This is a genomic window from Bacillus sp. RC51 (assembly GCF_044908115.1).
In the GTDB taxonomy this organism is placed as follows: domain Bacteria; phylum Bacillota; class Bacilli; order Bacillales; family Bacillaceae_G; genus Bacillus_A; species Bacillus_A mycoides.
On record NZ_JBIYCW010000004.1, the window covers coordinates 174,573 to 194,988 of the forward strand.

A 20,416-nucleotide genomic window follows, 5' to 3' on the forward strand; every position below is an offset into this window, starting at 1 on the left:
AAGGTGAGAAAATGAGTAATTTAGTTGTTATTGGGGGCGGACCTGCTGGTTATGTAGCGGCAATTACCGCGGCTCAAAATGGAAAAGATGTCACTCTTATTGATGAAGCTGATCTTGGCGGGACTTGTTTAAATGTCGGTTGTATGCCTACGAAATCATTGTTAGAAAGTGCGGAAGTATACGATATTGTTAATCATGCGAATCGTTTTGGAGTATTAGTAGATAAGCAGAATATATCAATTGATTGGAAACAAATACAGACGAAAAAATCACAAATTGTTACGCAACTCGTACAAGGTATACAATATTTAATGAAGAAAAATAAAATAAAAGTTATACAAGGTAAAGCGAAATTTGAAACGGATCACCGTGTACGAGTTACACATGGTGATAAAGAAGATGTAGTAGTTGGAGACCAGTTTATTATAGCGGCAGGATCAGAACCAACTGAATTACCTTTTGCTCCATTTGATGGGAAGTGGATTTTAAATAGTAGTCATGCAATGTCCCTAGAAAATATACCAAAATCATTATTAATCGTTGGTGGTGGTGTAATAGGTTGCGAGTTTGCAAGCATTTATAGTCGTCTTGGAACAAAAGTTACGATTGTTGAAATGGCATCGCAATTATTACCTGGTGAAGATGAAGATATCGCACAAATTTTAAGGGAGAAACTAGAAAATGATGGCGTAAAAATATTTACAGGAGCGGCTTTAAAAGGATTAAATAATTATAAGAAGCAGACTTCATTTGAATATGAAGGAAGTATCCAAGAAGCCAACCCGGAATTCATTCTCGTTTCTGTAGGTCGAAAACCACGTGTACAAGAATTAGCTTTAGAAAAAGCAGGCATTCAATTTTCAAATAAAGGAATTTCTGTGAATGAACATATGCAAACAAACAGATCACATATTTACGCAGCGGGTGATGTGATTGGTGGAATACAGCTTGCTCACGTTGCCTTCCATGAAGGAACGACAGCGGCATTACACGCGAGCGGAGAAGATGTGAAAGTAAACTATCATGCTGTACCTCGCTGTATTTATACAGCTCCAGAAATTGCTAGTGTCGGTTTAACAGAAAAAGGAGCAAGAGAGCAATACGGTGACATCCTCATCGGAGAATTCGCATTTACAGCGAACGGAAAAGCGCTTATTATTGGAGAACAAACGGGGAAAGTAAAAGTTATTGTGGAACCTAAATATCAAGAAATTGTAGGGATTTCTATTATCGGTCCTCGTGCAACCGAACTAATCGGACAAGGAACGGTGATGATTCATACAGAAGTTACAGCTGATATAATGCGAGATTATATTGCAGCGCATCCCACTTTATCTGAAGCGATTCATGAGGCATTATTGCAGGCAGTAGGACATGCTGTACATGCTTGAAGGTAAAAAGACCAGTCTAATATGACTGGTCTTTTTAGTAAATAATATTTAAGTAGCAATATGTATAAAAAGATACTAGAAAAATCACTATACTCTCATGTTTTTTTAATCGATGAGAGTATAGTGATTTTGAAACTTCTTCACTTATTTAATTGAAATGCGCTGTTACTATTTAATTTCAATAGCTGAAGTTATATCGTTCCAATCTGCAGCTAAATTAGCAGTTTGACCATACCAATCAGAGTGTCTAAAGGAGACACCTTTTCCATATCCTTGAGTTGAAGAATGTTCCCATAGTGTTGTTGAATAACTTGCAGAAGGTGAAGCTGTACTTACAGAAGAAATTCTGTCGTTCCAGCTAGAAGGTAGGTTTTTAAAGCCACTGCTCCAATAAATATACTGTCCACCTTTATTTTGATGCTCATAAAAATCGGTACTACCAGCACCACTACCTAAAGGGTTAATTTGATTTTTAAGTGCCTTTTTATCCTTTTCAATAAAAGCATTCAATGTTTCTCTGCTAGTAAAGCCATAAGCTAACCAATCTCCATTTTCATTTTGCTTAGGTAGTACCATAGTAATTTGGATGTCTTTTTTTGATTGATCGCTTAATTTTGTGAATGAATTAACATTCTTTTCATCAACTTTTAAATAATCAAATGATTTAATTGTATTATCTTTTTCTGCAGCACTTACTACTCCTAATCCTCCAGTTAATGCAAAACCTGCTACTAATGTCCCTGCTACTAATTTCTTCAACATATAACCATCCCTTTTTGTTTAGATTTTTGTACAGGTAAAACTTGTACATGTAAAATGTATTCTAATTTCGAATTTTTGTAAATATTCTGAAGTTTTAGAAATAATAGGCGGAATATTTACAGTTTTGCATTTATTCTTTAGAAAAAATAGCTATTGGAATGATATAATAAATAGATATATTGCTTTTGTTGGATGTTAAAATGTTTTAGGAGGAAAGCCATTGCAGTATTTCAATAAAGATTGGTATAAAGAAATGCAAGTATCTGGATTTTTAATTTTCTCAGAAACATTAGAAGAATGGGAAGAGATTTTGCGAGAGAGCGAAAAGGTAGGAATGGATTATAAGAAAAGTTTGAGAGAAGACGTGGAAGAAAAGAAAGAAGATTTATTAAAGTTTCTACCTAAGTCACTACATCCATACATTCATGATAATACAATTAAGTCAGAATACCCATCAGAAAAGTTAAAGAAACTTATGCTTGATTGGACAGAAGATTATGAGAAAAGAATGAATGATTTAGAACAAGCTTATATAGATAATTATAATGCTATAAAAGAGAAGCTCGCGCAGAATGTCGTTCAACTACATGAATACTCACTACATGACAGTGTAGTCAAATCAGTAGAGAGAAGATCAAAAGATACGCTAATTATAACTTTAGATTGCAGTGGTACTTTCAGTGAATTTGACAAACTGGAAGTAACTTTTACAGGCGTAACGAAATGTTCTATTCCGGAAAATTTTGAAGGTGCTTGGTGGTTATATCATGAAATAGATCTTACTAATGAAGGTTTCGAATTGGGTGTTTTATTTGATTGCCCATTTGAAGAAGTGACGATTTGTGCAAAAGATATATTGTTTGAGAAAGGTAACTAGTAAACTTTATAACTTTACAAACAAAAAAACAGTCTTATATGACTGTTTTTTATTTAGATGCTAAATTATCAAGTTTCCAATATGTATCTGTTAACGGCGCAGCTTTGCTATCTATGTATAAATACATATTATTTAAATCTTTTGGAGAAGTTTTCATATTAAATACAATGTCGGTAGTTAAAGAAAACTCAGATGGAACCTTTTTAGCATTTTCATTTTGTATAAATTCACCTTCGTATTTTTCACCCGTTTTTTCATCTTTTATGAAATATTTTATTTCTGAAAGATCTATCGTTTGTCCGTCAGCACGAGCATTATTTATAGTAACGCGAGCTGTGAGACGCCACTCTTTGTCTATTTTATCGAATTTAGCATTTTCAACAGTTGCTCTATAGTATTCATTTTTAACAATTTCCCCATAATGCATTGCATTCTTTTCAAAAGCGCTCTTTTCTTGTTTTGGTGCAGTATTTCCACTACATCCTGCCATTATTCCTGTAAATAATAATGCTGTACAAGTTACTTTAATTATAGATTTCATAGTAATCCCTTTCTGTATTAAAAAGTAAAACATAGGAATAATTTTACATCAACAGGAAGGTAAATGGAAGTATGTTTGTGGAATATGCAAATATACATTTATTTCGTTTTCAAGTTAATGGGATAGAAAGAGGGAGAAAAACTGTATAAAGCTGAATAAATAAGAATTGAAAATATTGTAATACAGAAAAAGCATGCATATAATTAAAATAAAGATTAAATTTCTGAATCTTCAATAATGGTGGTGATAACATGTTCACTGAAGAGCGTAGAGAGAAAATTTTAGAGTTACTTAAGAAAGATGGAAGAGTAATCGCAAAGGATCTTGCGGAAAGTTTTGATATGTCTATTGATTCTATAAGAAGAGATTTGTCTATTATGGAGAAGGATGGTTTATTAAAAAGAACGCACGGAGGTGCAGTTGAACTTACGCGAGTGAGAAACTTAGCTGCCGAACCATTGAAACGTTATCGTGATAGTTCAATAGATGAAGATGCGATTGCGAAAGTTGCTGTATCCTACATACAAGAAGGAGATTCCGTTTTTATTGGCGGGGCTTCCATTCATTATGCCATGTTAAAGTATTTACCTGAAACATCATTTACAGTTATTACGAATGCTTTAGAAATTGCTAGTAAGTTACGGGAATATAAGAACATTGATACGTACTTAATTGGTGGAAAAGTGAAACCATCAGGAAATATGACAGATACACTGGCCTCTGAATTGATAAGTAGATTCTCTATTGATCTTTATTTCTCTACAGGCGGCGGTATTTCATTGAATGGTATAAGTACTGCGACACCGGAAGTTGCTTATTTTGGAAAAACAGTAAGTAAAATTGCTAGAAGAAATATTTGTTTAGCTCCTCATAATAAACTTGGAATAGACTGCTTTATAAAAGGAGAGTCACTGATAGAAATTGACCTTATAATAACAGATGAAGGGGCTAGTAAAGAAACGATTCAACAATTTGAGAAACAAGGTAAAGAAATTGTAATAGCGTCAATAGACCTCATTTAAAAGGAGTTTGAAATGATTATAAAAGGACAAGAGTTTCATATAAATGGATTAACTTATACAGTTCGTTCTGCAGTTCAAACGGATGCTGAGCAGTTATCAGAAATTAGAGTTCAGATCGATGGCGAAACTGAAAATATGGATAGAGAAGCTGGAGAGGGGTTTATTGATAAGATAGGGTTTCAAAAAATAGTAAAAACAGATAGTGAAGAGATGAAGAATCTTTTTTTAGTTGCAGAAGTGCACAACCGAATCGTAGGATTTTCGAGATGTGAAGGATCAAATTTGAAGAGATTATCCCATAAAGTAGAGTTTGGTGTTTGTATTTTAAGAGAGTTTTGGGGATATGGAATGGGTAAGAGTCTATTGCAACAATCTATTCAGTGGGCTGATGAAAATGAAGTGAAAAAGATATCATTGCAAGTGTTAGAGACAAATGAGAAAGCTATTCAGCTTTATAAAAAGTTAGGTTTGGAGGTAGAAGGTATTCTAAAAAATGATAAAAAACTGTCAGGTGGTAAGTATTATAATACGGTAGTAATGGGAAGGTTTACTGATACTTTTCATAAAAGTGGTGAAGAAGTATGTTTTACAGAAGGAAATACTATGTAGTAAAAAATGAATTCATAGAAATATTTAATGATCATTTCAATGATACTAATTTACCTAATCAAATAAAATATACTTCTCGTTTAATAGGACGCTGGATGAAAGATAATAATGATGGTACGACTGAAGTATTTGCAATATGGGAATATGATAGTTATGAACAGTATAAAGAAATTGAATCAAAAATTAGAAGCGACAAGATACATGTTAAAAGAATACATGATTGGTATGAAAAACATGGCGGGAAAGAATATGTTTTACAGGAGTACATATTAGAGTTAAAAAATGAAGAGTTAGTATGTACTGTAAAGTGATAGAGGGGTGAGGAATAATGGGAATTAAAACAAAATTATATTTTAGTTTAGCATCCACCATTTTATTTGCAATAGCGGTGATAGTTTTCTTTATAAACGGCAATCCACAAAAGTGGTTTTGGTTATGTATTTTCTTTGCGTCCATTATACAAAATATAGTTCTACTAAAAAAGAATAAAGAAGTTCATTAAGATATTCAAATTATTAACATATTTGTGTCATCTTTTTAGTTGTATTGAAAACGCTTTTATTCAGTTTTATAATAAAAGTATGTTTTATAAATCTCCAAAACAATTAATAGGGGAGATGATACAATGTTAGCTTCACCGTTTTACTTACATACATGGAAAAAGTTTGTGGATGAAGGAGTCCTTGATTCGAACCGTATAAACGAAAGAATTTCAGAGTCATGGCATCGATGTAAACAAGCAAATGTGAATCCTCATATGAATAAAGGTCAGAAGATTTTGTCTTCTGATATTTTTCAGGATCAAAAGAAAAAGAGTGAAATCTTCCTTGATATAGCAATACCTCAAATACAAAATATGAGAAAAACCATTGATGAACTGCAAATGATGGCATTATTAATTGATCCAGATGGTTATGTTCTATCATTAAGTGGAAATCAGCAAACGTTGAAACGAGCGAAACATATTAATTTTATTGAAGGTGTGAAATGGACGGAAGCAGCTGTTGGTACAAATGCGATAGGAACAGCGTTACAGATTGAAGAGGCTATTATGATAAGTGGTACAGAGCATTATTCTGTCGCATCTCATAGCTGGAGCTGTGCGGCCTCTCCGATTCATAATGATGATGGGAAATTAATTGGTGTTCTAGATTTCTCCTGTCCAATTGAGTTTTCACATCCATATATGCTCGGAATGGTAACTTCGATCGCGCATGCGATTGAACGTGAATGTAGTATTCGAGTACATCAAAATGAACTGCATTTAATCCACCGTTTTTTAGATGTAATTGACAGTGATGAACAAGTTGTTATTTGTAACCATCGTGATGTTATCGTTTCTGCGAGCAAGAGGGTTCGTGAACGAGTATGTAATTGGTCACGAATGAAACTTGAAGATTTAATGCACAATGGATTGAAACCTAAATTAGAGGTACCGGTATATAGTAATGATAGAATGATCGGGAAATGTATTTACTTAAAGGAAAATAAACAAGAAAATTTATTTTCTACTTACCCGTTTATAAACGGAATTACTTTCCCTGGAGTTATTGGGACAAGCAGCGTATTTCAACATACTTTAGAAGAAATTAAGCTTGTTTCACCAACTGACGCTAGTGTATATGTATGTGGTGAAACAGGTGTAGGGAAAGAATATGTAGCGAGAGCGATTCATGAAAATAGTCCAAGAAAAAATGGTCCTTTTATAGCTGTTAATTGCGGTTCATTACCGAAAGAATTAATGGAAAGTGAATTATTCGGTTATGCTGAAGGTGCGTTTACAGGTGCGCGGCGCCAAGGATATAAAGGGAAATTCGAACAAGCAGACGGAGGAACAATATTTTTAGATGAAATTGGTGAAGTGCCGCCAGAGATGCAAGTGGCATTATTGCGTGTTTTGCAAGAACGAACAGTAACCCCAATTGGTAGTTCAAAAGAGGTACCAGTAAATATTCGTATTATTACTGCGACACATAAAGATTTACTAAGATTAGTAGAAGAAGGGAAATTCCGTCAAGATTTATATTATCGTTTACATGTTTATCCGCTATATGTTCCGTCGTTAATAGAAAGAAAAGAGGATATTCCGTACTTCATACAACATTTTTGTGAACGAAAGGATTGGAATGTTGTATTTCCAAAGAGTATTTGTAATCAATTTTCACAGCATACATGGCCCGGAAATATTCGAGAATTATTAAATGTATTAGAACGCATATACATTTTGTCGCAAGGACGGGAAATATGCGAAAAACAAATCTTTTTTTTATTACAAACAATGATGGGAAATCAACATCAACTTGAATTGCAAGCAGAAAATAAAACGGAGCATACATTAAATTTCCGTGAAAAAATACAGCGTGATAGCATGATTGAAGCGCTAGAAAAGACGAACGGAAATGTTTCATTAGCTGCAAAACTATTAGCTGTGCCGCGCAGTACGTTTTATAAACGAATGCAAAAATTTAGGCTATAAAAGTAGATTTTTGTAATCTACTTTTTCTTTATGGGCTCACGTTCTGTCGGAAGGTGCGCTTGCCAGGGAAATAATAGAATAATTAGAAAGAAGATTTCCTGAAGGGGGTTAGCATGTGAAGTATATTGAAATTGGAATCGGGAATAGGTGGTTCATTCGAACGGAAACCGAAAATAAAGATGGAACTGAATTCGAGGAACGAGGAATTATTAAACCAATTTATTTTGAGTCTTTATATGTACGGATTTGGTTTCGGAAAACGTGTTTTATTTTTGATACGAAAGAGGGCTTTAAGAAAGTAAGAAAAAGTAGAGCTGAGTATAAGTTTATTGTTGGGATGGTGAGTAGGTTAAAACAATAGAATCAAACAGGGGGTGTTTTTATGATTAGAATTATCACATTCATACTCGCTTTTATTATAATGGGCTATTCTATTTACAGTTGGAATGATGATTCGAAGCAAAGTATGCTCATTTTACAATTACTTTTAGGTTTTATGCTTGCCGGTATGGGGATACACAACGTTAAGAAGGATGAAAAAGAGAATAAGAATATGGGGATTCTGCTATTACTTATATCACTTTTTTGTATTATTGTATCGTTAATAAAATATTTTAAATAAACCGTTACTAAGCATATTGAGTAACGGTTTATTTAGGTTATAATGTGCTATTTATATAACCCCGTCGTATACATTACCGTTAAAGTATGTACAATTTCTTCTAATTCTAGTTCTTTATCATTTTGCACGATTGTCCAAAGAAACGTTTCATTCATAGAGAACCAGCCGCATGCGACAATCTCTTTATTTAACTCAGTTCGTACTAATTCATTTTCCTGGGAATGAGTAATGTCTTGTATAATCCGTGTTACAAAGCGTTCGCGAATCTCATCCCATTTTTGACGTATTTCTTTTGAGGTTCTTATTGCTTCTTCAACAACTTGTAATATAGCTCTTTCTTCTTGTGCTAACTGTAAAAAAGCGCGCACTTGATTCTGAATCATATCTCGTGCTTCGGCCTTTGTTTGAGGTAAAAAAGAGCGATCAGCAATATCATAAAAGCGATTCATAACATCTTCCATCAAAACGACGAGGAGAGCATCTTTGTTTTTAAAATATACATATGCTGTTCCATAACCAGTTTCTGCATGTTTAATAATTTGCGTGATTGTAGTTTTCTGAAATCCGTTTTTTATAAACATAGTATAACCGGAATGTAATAGTTTCTTTTTTGTTTCTAAGGAGCGATGTTTTCTTGTTGAAAGAGTAGAATTTTCCAAGGAATCACCTCTTTATACTGAAATATCTGAAAATATAATTGTATTGTAAAAGAAGTTCGTATATAAAGTCAACTGACATAATATCATTGACGTTATATCAATTTAAGTGATATATTTCAATTAGTTAGAATAAAAAGAAAATTAAAAGAAGGTGACACCATGTATAAAGAACCATTTCAACCAACTTATGAGTATGCGCTTGAATGTGATAAACATGATGAACTGAAAGATTTTCAATCTGAATTTTATAAAAAAGAAGGAACAATATATTTAGATGGTAACTCTTTAGGGTTGCTTTCAAAAAGAGCAGAGAAATCGTTACTTACCTTGCTAGATTCATGGAAAGAGTTTGGGATTGATGGATGGACTGAAGGTGAGCATCCATGGTTTTTCCTTTCGGAGAAATTGGGTGAATTGACAGCACCTCTTATTGGATCTTTACCGGAAGAAACGATTGTAACCGGTTCCACGACTGCGAATATACATCAAGTTATTGCGACGTTTTATGAGCCAAAAGGAATACGAACAAAAATTCTTGCGGATGAATTAACTTTTCCGTCAGATATTTATGCACTTCAGAGTCAAATTCGTTTAAAAGGCTTAGATCCAGATGAACATTTAGTACGAGTGAAAAGCCGAGATGGAAGAACACTTTCTGAAGATGATATTATTCATGCGATGACCGATGATATCGCTTTAATCTTATTGCCTTCTGTACTATATAGGAGTGGACAAATTCTTGATATGAAGCGATTAACAGCTGAAGCTCATAAACGTGGTATTCATATCGGTTTTGATTTATGTCATTCAATCGGCTCCATTCCGCATCATTTTAAAGAGTGGGATGTAGATTTCGCTGTATGGTGTAATTATAAATATTTAAATGCAGGTCCTGGTGGTGTTGCAGGCCTTTATGTAAATAATAAACACTTTAATAGACTCCCAGGATTATCTGGTTGGTTTAGTTCTAGAAAAGATAAGCAATTTGATATGGAGCATTCATTAACTGCGGCTGACCATGCTGGAGCTTATCAAATAGGGACACCTCACGTATTAAGTACTGCACCATTAATCGGTTCTCTTGAAATTTTTAAAGAAGCTGGTATTGAAAAGTTACGTGAAAAATCATTACATATTACGAGATATATGCTTGATTTAATTGAACATGAATTAAAAGGCTTTGAATTTACAATTGGAAATCCATTAGAGGATGAAAAACGAGGCGGGCATATTTATTTAGAACATGCCGAGGCGGCACGTATATGTAAAGCGTTAAAAGCAAATGGGGTTATTCCAGACTTTAGAGCTCCAAATGGAGTTAGACTTGCGCCTGTTGCTTTATACAATACGTATGAGGAAGTATGGAATTCTGTACAAATCTTAAAGAACATTATGAAAAATGAAGAATATAAAAACTTTGAAAATAAGCGAGAGGTTGTGGCGTAAGCATGAAAACATCGCAGTGGATTGATATTTCACAACCGCTAAATAATGATATCGCGACATGGCCAGGGGATACACCGTTCTCGTATGAAGTTTCATGGTCAAAAGAAGACAGTGGTTCAGTAAATGTCGGAAAGTTAACGATGAGTATCCATACAGGCACTCATATTGATGCACCTTTTCATTTTGATAATGACGGTAAGAAGGTGTTGGATTTAGATATTCAAGTTTATGTTGGTCCAGCACGGATCATTGACGTTTCTAATCTTGAAAGCATCGGGAAAAAGGAATTAGAAAACTTTCATTTAGAAGGTGTAGAACGATTGTTATTACGTACATCTTCACATGGTAAAGCAAATGAATTCCCAGATGTAATCCCGCATTTACGCGCAGATATTGCAGCCTTTCTTTCTGAAAAGGGAATTCGTTTAATCGGGGTGGACGTACCATCTGTTGATCCTTTAGATGATAAAGAACTAGCAGCGCATCATCAATTATTTAAACATGAAATTCATATTTTAGAAAATGTCGTACTAGATCACGTAGTAGACGGCGATTACGAACTTATTGCATTACCACTTGCATTAACAGATGCGGATGGGAGTCCAGTTCGAGCTGTTATTAGACCAATATAAGTAGAAATGAACACAAAGGGGCGTTTGGCTAATATGAGAGAAAATGAAAAGGTAATTATGGAAAAAGGGATTCATACGGATTTTAAGGAGAATATGACGTACGGAGAGTATTTAAAGCTAGATAGCTTATTATCTAGTCAACAAAGATTATCAGATCATCATGATGAAATGTTATTTATCGTCATCCATCAAGCGAGTGAGCTTTGGATGAAACTAATTTTACATGAATTGAATGCAGCGATTGAATCTATTAAACAAGATAAATTACCACCAGCCTTTAAAATGTTAGCACGTGTATCAAAAATTCAGTCGCAAATTATTCAATCTTGGGATATTCTTGCGACATTAACGCCATCAGAATATATTGAGTTTCGTGATTCACTTGGTCAAGCTTCAGGCTTCCAATCGTATCAATATAGAATGATTGAGTATGCACTTGGTTATAAAACACCACATGCATTAAAAATTTATGAAAAGGACCCAGAATTACATGCTCGTCTTCATAAAGCACTTCATGCACCAAGTTTGTATGATGTGGCGATACAAGCCCTTGTTAAAGAAGGATTTCCAATTCATAAAGATGTGTTAAATCGTGATGTTACGCAGCCTTACGAAGAGGATGCAACGGTAGAAGCGGCTTGGATAGAAGTATATGCGGACGTGCAGAAATATTGGGATTTATATCAGCTTGCAGAGAAATTAATCGATATTGAAGACTGGCTACAACAATGGCGTTTCCGTCATATGAAAACGGTAGAACGAATTATTGGTCATAAAATGGGAACAGGTGGCTCTTCTGGCGTATCTTATTTAAAGCGAGTGCTTGATCAATGCTTCTTCCCAGAGCTTTGGAACGTTCGAACGAAATTATAAAAATAAACTTGTCAGCTATTAAATGCTGGCAAGTTTATTTTTTTGTTTTAATAACAAATATGATTTAATAGAGAGAACGAGATGAACTACAAATATTACATAAACGTTTAGATGGAGGAAGATTTCTTGAATTTCGAGCAATTACAAAATAAATTTGAAAAGAAAAAGGTTAATGCATTTCTTGTTTATCAAAAGGGGGAATTAACGACTGAGTACTATAAAACGATAGACTGTGCAAATGACTTATTTAAAATTAATTCGATTACAAAAAGTATCGTATCTATATTAATTGGTATCGCAATTGATAAAGGATTTATAAATAATATACATACACCAATCACAACATGGATTCCAAATGTACCGGAGAATAAGAGGGAATTAACGCTGTATCATTTATTAACGATGACAACAGGAGAAGATTGGAAAGAGTTCGGAAATGGGGTTGTTTTCCCGAATGATTTTGTGGAATCAGACAATTGGGTGCAATACATTTTAGAAAAGCCGCTCATTGAAGAAATGGGTACGAAAATGAATTATAACTCAGGTTCTTCCCATTTACTTAGTTACATCATTCAAGAATCAACTGGAATGTCGACGGAGCAGTTTGCGAAAAAGTATTTATTTGAGCCGTTAAACATTACGGAGTATGAGTGGCAACAAGACCCGCAAGGTATATATGTTGGCGGATTTGGTATGAAAATGAAATCTATAGATTTATTAAAGTTAGGAAAATTATGTTTGCAGAATGGATATTCGAAGGGAAATGAAATTATATCATCGAAATGGTTAGAGCAATCAAGTACAGCTCTATTTGAAACGTATGAACATGTCGGGGCATATGGATATCACTGGTGGGTGTTAAATAACGAAAGATTTCACATACCGTATTGTATGTATTTTGCTATGGGATACGGAGGGCAATACATTATTATCATTCCGCAGTTAGAGCTCGTAGCTGTTATTAGTAGTCACATGCCCAAACGTGGCCTCGTACCATTAAAGTTATTTATAGAGCATATAAAAGAGAATTCCAATCATAAATAAGAAGAGACAGGAGGTGTTTTATGAGAAGTGCAAAAATGATAGCGATATTAAGATTGTTTTTAAGTCTTTTAGCGTTTAGTGCACTTATTACTCAATTTGTTACAAGAGCACAAGTGAAACCGTTCAATCCAGTTAATTTTTTTAGTTACTTCACAATTGAAAGCAACATTTTAGTGGCGGTAATTCTTCTATTAAGTAGTTTAGGGACAACCCTATTTGGACGTTCGGAGCAGTTTGGAGTTCTTCGAGGTGCAGCTACAGTATACATACTGACTACAGGGCTTATTTATTTTTTGTTATTAAGGGGATTAGAAGAGTCACTTCAAACACCAATACCGTGGGTAAATACTGTGCTTCATTACATCATGCCATTAGCGATGATTTTAGATTGGGTTATAAATCCACCTACGAAGACCATTACATGGAAACAGGCTGCGAGTTGGCTTGTTTTCCCGCTTTTATATGTTGTCTATAGCTTAATACGAGGTCTATTCGTTAATTGGTACCCATATCCGTTTTTAGATCCGAGAATAGGGGGATATGGTAGAGTGTTTTTATATAGTATAGGGATAGCAGTTATTATTGGAGGTATTTGTGGATTGGTGAAAATGTTAGGGAATCGATCTTTAAGTTTAAAACAATAACTTTCATTATTAAATGTGTATGAATAAACCCCTCTGTTTTAAGTAAAACAGAGGGGTTTATTTGTTCTACCGATTTGTTTTGTGAAAGGACATCTTTAAAAATTTCTCTGTTTTCGTATCGAATTCTACATCAACAAAAACACCATATTCTTTCCCACCTTCACGCAGCCACAGCTTAAATTTTTCAACTGTTATTTGAACAGTTTTTGGTTTTCTACCTATATGAAGGTAATCAATAATCTCTGCTTTCGGATATTGTTCTTTCGTTTTTTCAACGGCCAGTTTACCCCATTTTGCATAGGGTGGCTGTGCGTGAACTATAGATGGACCAGTATATATAGTTGAACATGTTGTTATTAAAAAAATTATAAATGCTGTGCGTGCGAAGAACTGCCTCATAATAAGCTCCTTTTGTCTTTTTTTATATTATTTACATATTTCTTTAAGCATATAAGTTTGGATTTTTTTGTCTTCTTTACATAAAAACGAGGGTTTTACAAAACATAACCATGAAATCATTTCCGTAATTAAGGAGGGAAATACATGCGTCAAAAAGCTGTTTTCAAGATAGCGATTTTGCTTGTATTTGTGGGACTATCTTTGATGGTCAGTAGTATACAAACCAAAAATGTGGAAGCCTTTTCTAATCAAGTGATTCAAAGAGGGGCATCTGGAGAAGATGTCATTGAACTGCAAACTCGTTTGAAATATAACGGATTTTATACGGGGAAAGTTGATGGTGTTTTCGGATGGGGTACATATTGGGCGCTTCGAAACTTTCAGCAAAAATTCGGATTGCCAGTTGATGGTTTAGCGGGTGCTAAAACGAAGCAAATGCTTGTAAAGGCAACGAAGTATGATAAGTCGACCGCTAATAAAGATACTACAACTAATAAAGGGAACAGTGGTGGAGGTACACAGGAAAATAAGCCGCCAAAAAGTACAGGGACAAATGTTCCAAACGGTTATTCTCAAAATGACATTCAGTTAATGGCAAACGCTGTATACGGAGAATCCCGTGGTGAGCCGTATTTAGGACAAGTTGCAGTAGCTGCGGTTATTTTAAACCGTGTCACAAGTGCATCATTTCCAAATACTGTTTCAGGAGTAATCTTTGAGCCGAGAGCATTTACAGCAGTAGCAGATGGACAAATATATTTAACGCCAAATGAAAATGCGAAAAAAGCCGTATTAGATGCGATCAATGGATGGGACCCAACTGGGAATGCATTATATTATTTCAACCCGGATACTGCGACAAGTAAATGGATTTGGACTCGTCCACAAATTAAAAAAATTGGCAAGCATATTTTCTGTAAATAGAGCGGAGGTGGAAACATGTTACGAGGTATTATCATCGTATTGTTAACAGTAGGTGTAGTCGGAACAGGGTATTGGGGCTATAAAGAGCATCAAGAGAAAAATGCAGTATTAATTCGAGCGGAAAATAGTTATCAGCGTGCGTTTCATGATTTAGCATATGAAGTTGATTTATTACACGATAAAATTGGAACAACACTGGCGATGAATTCACGTTCCTCATTATCGCCAGCTTTAGTAGATGTATGGCGTTTAACATCAGAGGCTCGTTCTGATGTAGGACAATTACCTTTAACATTAATGCCATTTAATAAAACGGAAGAGTTCCTTGCGAATATCGGTGATTTTAGTTATCGTGCAGCAGTTCGTGATTTAGAAAAAGATCCGTTAAATGATCAAGAATATAAAACGTTACAAGGTTTATATTCAAATGCAGCAAATATACAAGATGAACTGAGAAAAGTGCAGCATCTTGTATTGAAAAATAATCTTCGCTGGATGGATGTAGAAATGGCTCTTGCGTCAAACCAAGATCCAGCAGATAACACAATTATCGATGGATTAAAGACGGTAGAAAAGAATGTAACATCATATTCATCCACAAACTTTGGACCGACTTTTACAAGTGCACAAAAGAATAAAAAAGGCGGATTTGAGGCAAAAGGAAAGGCGATTTCGAAAGAGGAAGCGGAAAAAATCGCGAAATCATTTTTAAACTTAAAAGGGAATGAAAAAGTAGAAGTTGAGAAAAGTGGAAAAGGTGCAAAAGAATCATTCTACAGTGTGAAAATTCAAGATCCAGCAACGAACAATGAGTATTATATGGATATTACCGGAAAAGGTGGATATCCAATTTGGGTAATGAACAACCGAGAAATTAAAGAGCAAAAAATCAGTTTAAATGATGCAGGAAGTAAAGGATTGACGTTTTTAAAGGATCACAAGTTTACAAATATGGAGCTGTTTGATAGTTCTCAATATGATAATATCGGTGTGTTTACGTACGTTGTAAATGAAAATGGAGTGCGTATTTATCCAGAAGCAATCCAAATGAAAATTGCTTTAGATGATGGGTCGATTGTTGGTTTTTCCGCAAAGGAATATTTAGCATCACATCAAAAACGAACGATTCCGAGTGCGAAGCTAACCGCTGCTGAGGCGAGAAAGAAAATTAACCCCGATGTAAAAGTTATGGAAGAACGTAAAGCTGTAGTAGTAAATGACTTGCATAATGAAGTACTTTGTTATGAATATATTGGTACTTTAGGGAAAGATACGTACCAAATTTTCATTAACGCAAATAGCGGTGCAGAAGAAAAAGTGAAGAAGATGCAAGCTGTTGAGAAAATTTATGATTAAACATCAATGATAAAGTGGTGAAAATAATGAAAATCATTATATATATGTTAATGCTTTGTTTCGTTATTACTGGATGTAGCATTGGAAAAAAAGACAATCCTAATGAAAAGCCAGAACAAAAAAATGTCTCGATGAAAAATGTTACGTATACAAATAAATCAAATAAGCCAAATGAAAAAGCAGCTGATCATCTGGCATCTTTAGCTGCAAGTATACCTGGTGTAAACGATGCTACAGCAGTAGTAGTTGGGAAGTATGCTGTTGTAGGTATTGATGTGAAAGCGAAACTTGATCGAACTCGCGTTGAGTCAATTAAGTATTCTGTTGCAGAAAGTTTAAAGAATGACCCGAACGGTGCAAATGCAGTCGTTGTAGCAGATGTTGATACGTATGAAAGACTAAAACAAATAGGCAAGCAAATCAAAAAAGGTAAAACTGGTGAAGGCATACTTGATGAATTAGCAGCAATTGTTGGCCGAGTAATGCCGCAAGTTCCAAATGATATGATTGAAAATAGAGAAACGAATCCGATTAAAGATAATGATAAACAATTACCAAAAGATGAAGAACAACAACTACGAAAAGAACAAGAAGATCAGTCAAATAACCATTTGAAAAAATAGTGAAAACCCCGTACTAAATTGTACGGGGTTTTTCTGTAAGATTAAATATTCAGTTTATTTTCAAGGGAATATATGGTTTAATAATGAGGGGAGGGACAGCCGTTATGATGAAAAAAAGCGCACTCATATTAGGTAGTTTATGCATAGGTTTTAGTATGACAGCGTGTGACCAGAAGAAAGAAGTGAAGAAGAAAACAGCTATGTCTTCTACTATAACGGAAAATAAAAAGCAAGAGACCATTAATATAAATCATTTCTCAAATATTAATGAAGGAATGACTTATTTAGAAGTGAAAGATTTAATCGGTTTTGAAGGGGATTTACTCATAGAAGAAGGGGAAGAACATTCTACACGAATTAAGCAAATTTTTGCTTGGAAAGGAAACGATCCAAAATCATTTGCTAAAATAACATTTTTGGATGGAAAAGTGCATTCTAAAACACAGCAAGGTTTAAGTTAATAACTTGAAGGAATGGGAGAGTTAAGCATGAACATACATACAAGCGAAATACAATTAGTGCCGTATAAGGAGCAATATAAAGAGATAATACAATCATTTACTTTACCAAGTGAACAAGTTCAATTTACAGCGAATCCAGGTGAATTACTGGAGAAAGCGAAAAATGATCGAACGAAAAATGTAGTTGTTATTTTAGACTATAACGGAGTACCTGTCGGTGTATTTATATTACAAACAGGTGATAGGGTACAGGAGTTTACAGAAAATAAGGATGCCATACTTTTAACTTCTTTTTCCGTTAATCACAATAAACAAAAGAAAGGATATGCTAAAAAATCATTGGCGTTATTACAAGACTTTGTAAAATATTATTATCCAATAAAAAATGAAGTGATTCTCGCTGTAAATGAAAAAAATATTCCGGCACAAAAGTTATATGAGAAAGTTGGATTTCAAGATAAAGGGTTTAGAAGAATGGGACCAATTGGACAACAATTCATATTACATTTACCTATAACGAGATAATGAGATAACAAAGCTTACTCTTGAAAAAAATCATGTAGTAAGTTTTTTAATTTGAGATATTTTCCGTACATGATATGTTAGATGTATTAAAGTAAGTATTCGAGAAACATGAAGGTGCAAAACAATTCGCTTGTTAAGCATGTAAATACGTGAGGGGTAAGCATATGACAATTTATATTGCACTACTACGGGGAATTAATGTAGGTGGACATAAAGTAATCAAAATGGCAGATTTGAAAATAATGTTTGAATCAATAGGGTTAAAAAGAGTGAAAACATATATTCAAAGTGGAAATGTAGTGTTTGAGTCAGAAGAAGAGATAAGTTTTTTAAAGGAACGAATTGAATGTGAAATTAACAACGTTTTTGATTTCAATGTTCCAGTCATGTTACGAGCAAATGATGAATTTATTAATATTATTAAAAAGTGTCCTTACGAGACCCATTCGTTATTAGAAGGAGAAAGTGTACATGTGGCCTTTTTAGCTAATCTACTTTCTGAAGAAGACAGTAAGCGGTTACTTATGTACAAAAGTGACATAGAAGACTGCCATATCGAAGGAAGAGTAGTGTATTTATTTTTCAAAAAAAGTATTCGGAATTCTAAACTAATGAACCAGTTTCAAAAATTACATACGCCAGCTACAGTAAGGAACTGGCGGACTGTGAATAAACTGAAAGCAATAGCAGAAGGTATTTAAACATAAAAAAGTGGTTTTCTGCATTTAGAAAACCACTTTTTTTATTTATATTGTTTGGCGACAATGAGTTCAACGATAGGATAAATAAAGAATGAAGAACAAAGCGCTATAAAAAGGGGAAGGTTTTTTACACCATCCAAATTGGAACCCATAGAAAATCCTTCTGACCAGAATAATATAAGAAACATAACACCTACAAGAACAAAATACGCGATTTTAAAGCTTTTATATGTAATTTGTTGTCCCATCTCATCTTGACTTTCTTCTGACACGCCGTGAAGATCTCCCCATGTAATATGATTGATGAGGTAACTAAGTATTAAAGCGCTTGTGAAAATTGTTCCACCTAAAATCGTACCTTCAGTAATGTATTTATACGCTCCGTGTATAAGTACTCCGAGTAATGATAAAACGGTTGTTATTAAAATAAATTTTTTATGATTCATATTAGAACAACACCTCCACTTTTGTAAAAAACTCTTTACATCCATAGTATAAAATCAGAAAAGTTTTATGTCAAATGTTTTTTACATATAAAGTGAATGTTTATGATATTTTGTTTAAAGGATGAAGAAAAAATTACATTACATTTGAATGTAAAAGAATGGGTTCGCATATATTTGGAAGGGATGTCAGATTAATTTAGGGGGTAGTTATGTCTATTCTTTTAAAAGCGGGTGCAGATGCAGGAAATAATGGTTTGAAGTTAATGGTGAAAGGGCAGGAACCTATTTTTATTCCGAGTATTTATTCTTTATATATAGGTGAGTCTACGGGGTTGTTAGATGAGGGTGAAGTTTTATCGTCAGAATTAGAGAATCACATTGATGTGACCATTAGTTCTCCATCGCTAATGTTAAATAATGTACGATACATCGTTGGAGAAAAAGTGATTCAAGATCAATTAAAAGGTACTGAAGTGGAGAAGAAATCAAATAAATCTACTGATGAATTAATGGTCATTACAATCCTTTCAGGTTTAGCGATAAGTGCTATGCGTCAAAGTCCAACTTCAAGTCATATTAATATTCGTTATGATTTATCTGTTGCTCTTCCAATGCAACTTATTACACAGGAAATTGCTGCTGAAAATGCGAAACGGTATATGGGTAATCACAAGGTCATATTCCATTATCCAAATGGACGCGATGTTACGATTAATGTTTCTATTGAGTTTTGTAAATGTCTACCTGAAGGTGCTTCTGGGACGTGGGGGATTGTATATGATGAGGAAGGAAATGTTGTGAAACATAAAATAGAATGTGAACAAAATCAAGTTTCAGAAATTGATTTTGTAGATAAAACTTTATTGTCTTTTGATATTGGCGCGGGGACAACGGAAGAAGTTGTTTCATTAGGGGTAAATTTCCGTCCGCAATTAAGTAAAGGATTATCGTACGGTGTAAAAGAAACGTTACTACAAATTATTACGAGATGGAATCGGAAATATCCTACGAAAACAATTGATAGCATTACAGAATTTAACCAAATTTATTTAAATGAAAAGCACCCAAGAAATGCATTGTTAGTTGAGGAATCGCAGCCAGCATTTTTAGGTTTAGCAGCACGTGTCGCAACGGATATTATTAACAAAATTGATGATATGAAAGACGATCCATATGTATTTATTTATGGTGGGGGCGCAGTTATTATTAAAAATAGCTTGAAAATGATTTTGAAACAAAAAGGACGCTTGAAAAATGTGATTTTTGTAGATAACCCGTTATTCACCAATGCTCGCGGGTTATTAGTATATACATGCTCGCCAAAATATAGAGAGCATAAGCAAAAAGAGTTAGGGTTTACAAACTTAACGATAAGTTAGTTGG

The 20,416-nt window shown here is 34.1% G+C and carries 25 protein-coding genes; 20 read left to right on the forward strand and 5 right to left on the reverse strand.

The features are described from left to right. Positions 1 to 11 precede the first annotated feature (11 nt). Complete coding sequence (gene lpdA, locus ABH959_RS11355) at positions 12 to 1,391, forward strand: dihydrolipoyl dehydrogenase (RefSeq protein ID WP_404448815.1); 1,380 nt, start codon at positions 12 to 14, stop codon at positions 1,389 to 1,391. A 168-nt stretch (positions 1,392 to 1,559) separates the two neighbouring features. Here the strand turns inward: lpdA and ABH959_RS11360 are convergent, their stop codons facing one another. After that, entirely contained in the window at positions 1,560 to 2,153 is a 594-nt protein-coding gene (locus ABH959_RS11360) for a hypothetical protein (protein WP_000914462.1), read from the reverse strand. Positions 2,154 to 2,373: 220 nt separating this feature from the next. Between ABH959_RS11360 and ABH959_RS11365 the strand changes: the two genes are divergently transcribed. Continuing rightward, a complete protein-coding gene (locus tag ABH959_RS11365; RefSeq protein WP_404448817.1) occupies positions 2,374 to 3,030 on the forward strand; it encodes a DUF4085 family protein in 657 nt (218 codons plus the stop codon). Positions 3,031 to 3,079: 49 nt separating this feature from the next. On the opposite strand, the gene ABH959_RS11370 is transcribed toward ABH959_RS11365, so the two are convergent. Further along, positions 3,080 to 3,571, reverse strand: coding sequence for a hypothetical protein (locus ABH959_RS11370; protein ID WP_404492601.1), 492 nt, complete (start codon positions 3,569 to 3,571; stop codon positions 3,080 to 3,082). 251 nt (positions 3,572 to 3,822) lie between these two features. Here ABH959_RS11370 and ABH959_RS11375 point away from each other — a divergent pair, with 251 nt between their 5' ends. The 6 genes from ABH959_RS11375 (at position 3,823) to ABH959_RS11400 (ending at position 8,300) form a co-directional block, all read left to right on the forward strand. After that, positions 3,823 to 4,593: a DeoR/GlpR family DNA-binding transcription regulator gene (locus tag ABH959_RS11375; RefSeq protein ID WP_219375815.1), complete on the forward strand. Its 771-nt coding sequence runs from the start codon at positions 3,823 to 3,825 to the stop codon at positions 4,591 to 4,593. A 12-nt stretch (positions 4,594 to 4,605) separates the two neighbouring features. Then, entirely contained in the window at positions 4,606 to 5,202 is a 597-nt protein-coding gene (locus ABH959_RS11380) for a GNAT family N-acetyltransferase (protein ID WP_219375814.1), read from the forward strand. Then, complete coding sequence (locus ABH959_RS11385; protein ID WP_404492602.1) at positions 5,175 to 5,513, forward strand: NIPSNAP family protein; 339 nt, start codon at positions 5,175 to 5,177, stop codon at positions 5,511 to 5,513. The genes ABH959_RS11380 and ABH959_RS11385 overlap by 28 nt, the downstream gene beginning before the upstream one ends. 314 nt (positions 5,514 to 5,827) lie before the next feature. Beyond that, the gene (locus ABH959_RS11390) at positions 5,828 to 7,678 is read left to right on the forward strand and encodes a sigma-54-dependent Fis family transcriptional regulator (protein WP_404492603.1); all 1,851 of its coding nucleotides are present in this window, start codon (positions 5,828 to 5,830) and stop codon (positions 7,676 to 7,678) included. A gap of 115 nt (positions 7,679 to 7,793) precedes the next feature. Next, positions 7,794 to 8,039 carry a DUF3977 family protein gene (locus ABH959_RS11395; RefSeq protein WP_000873838.1) on the forward strand — a complete coding sequence of 82 codons (246 nt, stop codon included), beginning with the start codon at positions 7,794 to 7,796 and terminating at the stop codon, positions 8,037 to 8,039. Between the two features lie 21 nt (positions 8,040 to 8,060). Then, entirely contained in the window at positions 8,061 to 8,300 is a 240-nt protein-coding gene (locus tag ABH959_RS11400; protein WP_016091504.1) for a DUF3953 domain-containing protein, read from the forward strand. A 47-nt stretch (positions 8,301 to 8,347) separates the two neighbouring features. Here the strand turns inward: ABH959_RS11400 and ABH959_RS11405 are convergent, their stop codons facing one another. Then, positions 8,348 to 8,959, reverse strand: a complete 612-nt coding sequence (locus ABH959_RS11405) for a TetR/AcrR family transcriptional regulator (RefSeq protein WP_113936326.1) — start codon at positions 8,957 to 8,959, stop codon at positions 8,348 to 8,350. 159 nt (positions 8,960 to 9,118) lie between these two features. Here ABH959_RS11405 and kynU point away from each other — a divergent pair, with 159 nt between their 5' ends. The 5 genes from kynU (at position 9,119) to ABH959_RS11430 (ending at position 13,598) form a co-directional block, all read left to right on the forward strand. Next, the gene (kynU, locus tag ABH959_RS11410; protein ID WP_002032712.1) at positions 9,119 to 10,405 is read left to right on the forward strand and encodes a kynureninase; all 1,287 of its coding nucleotides are present in this window, start codon (positions 9,119 to 9,121) and stop codon (positions 10,403 to 10,405) included. A gap of 2 nt (positions 10,406 to 10,407) precedes the next feature. Continuing rightward, positions 10,408 to 11,037, forward strand: a complete 630-nt coding sequence (gene kynB, locus ABH959_RS11415) for an arylformamidase (protein WP_404492604.1) — start codon at positions 10,408 to 10,410, stop codon at positions 11,035 to 11,037. A 33-nt stretch (positions 11,038 to 11,070) separates the two neighbouring features. Then, positions 11,071 to 11,910, forward strand: a complete 840-nt coding sequence (gene kynA, locus ABH959_RS11420; RefSeq protein WP_404492605.1) for a tryptophan 2,3-dioxygenase — start codon at positions 11,071 to 11,073, stop codon at positions 11,908 to 11,910. Between the two features lie 126 nt (positions 11,911 to 12,036). Further along, on the forward strand, positions 12,037 to 12,954 hold the full coding sequence (locus ABH959_RS11425; protein ID WP_113936327.1) for a serine hydrolase domain-containing protein: 918 nt from the start codon (positions 12,037 to 12,039) through the stop codon (positions 12,952 to 12,954). 20 nt (positions 12,955 to 12,974) lie between these two features. Beyond that, positions 12,975 to 13,598: a Pr6Pr family membrane protein gene (locus ABH959_RS11430; RefSeq protein ID WP_404492606.1), complete on the forward strand. Its 624-nt coding sequence runs from the start codon at positions 12,975 to 12,977 to the stop codon at positions 13,596 to 13,598. Positions 13,599 to 13,664: 66 nt separating this feature from the next. Here ABH959_RS11430 and ABH959_RS11435 read toward each other — a convergent pair whose 3' ends face one another. Next, complete coding sequence (locus ABH959_RS11435; RefSeq protein WP_404492607.1) at positions 13,665 to 13,997, reverse strand: DUF3889 domain-containing protein; 333 nt, start codon at positions 13,995 to 13,997, stop codon at positions 13,665 to 13,667. A gap of 144 nt (positions 13,998 to 14,141) precedes the next feature. On the opposite strand from ABH959_RS11435, the gene sleB reads away from it, so the two are divergent. From sleB to ABH959_RS11465, 6 genes are all read left to right on the forward strand, one after another. After that, positions 14,142 to 14,921 (forward strand): spore cortex-lytic enzyme, encoded by a 780-nt coding sequence (sleB, locus tag ABH959_RS11440; protein WP_113936330.1) that lies wholly within the window; start codon positions 14,142 to 14,144, stop codon positions 14,919 to 14,921. Positions 14,922 to 14,936: 15 nt separating this feature from the next. Continuing rightward, the gene (gene ypeB / locus ABH959_RS11445; RefSeq protein ID WP_113936331.1) at positions 14,937 to 16,277 is read left to right on the forward strand and encodes a germination protein YpeB; all 1,341 of its coding nucleotides are present in this window, start codon (positions 14,937 to 14,939) and stop codon (positions 16,275 to 16,277) included. Between the two features lie 26 nt (positions 16,278 to 16,303). Further along, the gene (locus tag ABH959_RS11450) at positions 16,304 to 16,900 is read left to right on the forward strand and encodes a YhcN/YlaJ family sporulation lipoprotein (RefSeq protein ID WP_404492608.1); all 597 of its coding nucleotides are present in this window, start codon (positions 16,304 to 16,306) and stop codon (positions 16,898 to 16,900) included. A 104-nt stretch (positions 16,901 to 17,004) separates the two neighbouring features. Further along, the gene (locus tag ABH959_RS11455; RefSeq protein WP_002127693.1) at positions 17,005 to 17,361 is read left to right on the forward strand and encodes a hypothetical protein; all 357 of its coding nucleotides are present in this window, start codon (positions 17,005 to 17,007) and stop codon (positions 17,359 to 17,361) included. 27 nt (positions 17,362 to 17,388) lie between these two features. Further along, positions 17,389 to 17,886: a GNAT family N-acetyltransferase gene (locus ABH959_RS11460; protein WP_242245678.1), complete on the forward strand. Its 498-nt coding sequence runs from the start codon at positions 17,389 to 17,391 to the stop codon at positions 17,884 to 17,886. 164 nt (positions 17,887 to 18,050) lie between these two features. Next, positions 18,051 to 18,587: a DUF1697 domain-containing protein gene (locus ABH959_RS11465; RefSeq protein ID WP_404492609.1), complete on the forward strand. Its 537-nt coding sequence runs from the start codon at positions 18,051 to 18,053 to the stop codon at positions 18,585 to 18,587. A gap of 41 nt (positions 18,588 to 18,628) precedes the next feature. On the opposite strand, the gene ABH959_RS11470 is transcribed toward ABH959_RS11465, so the two are convergent. Beyond that, positions 18,629 to 19,033 (reverse strand): hypothetical protein, encoded by a 405-nt coding sequence (locus ABH959_RS11470; RefSeq protein WP_113936334.1) that lies wholly within the window; start codon positions 19,031 to 19,033, stop codon positions 18,629 to 18,631. A gap of 209 nt (positions 19,034 to 19,242) precedes the next feature. On the opposite strand from ABH959_RS11470, the gene ABH959_RS11475 reads away from it, so the two are divergent. After that, entirely contained in the window at positions 19,243 to 20,412 is a 1,170-nt protein-coding gene (locus tag ABH959_RS11475; RefSeq protein WP_113936335.1) for a ParM/StbA family protein, read from the forward strand. Positions 20,413 to 20,416: the final 4 nt, after the last annotated feature.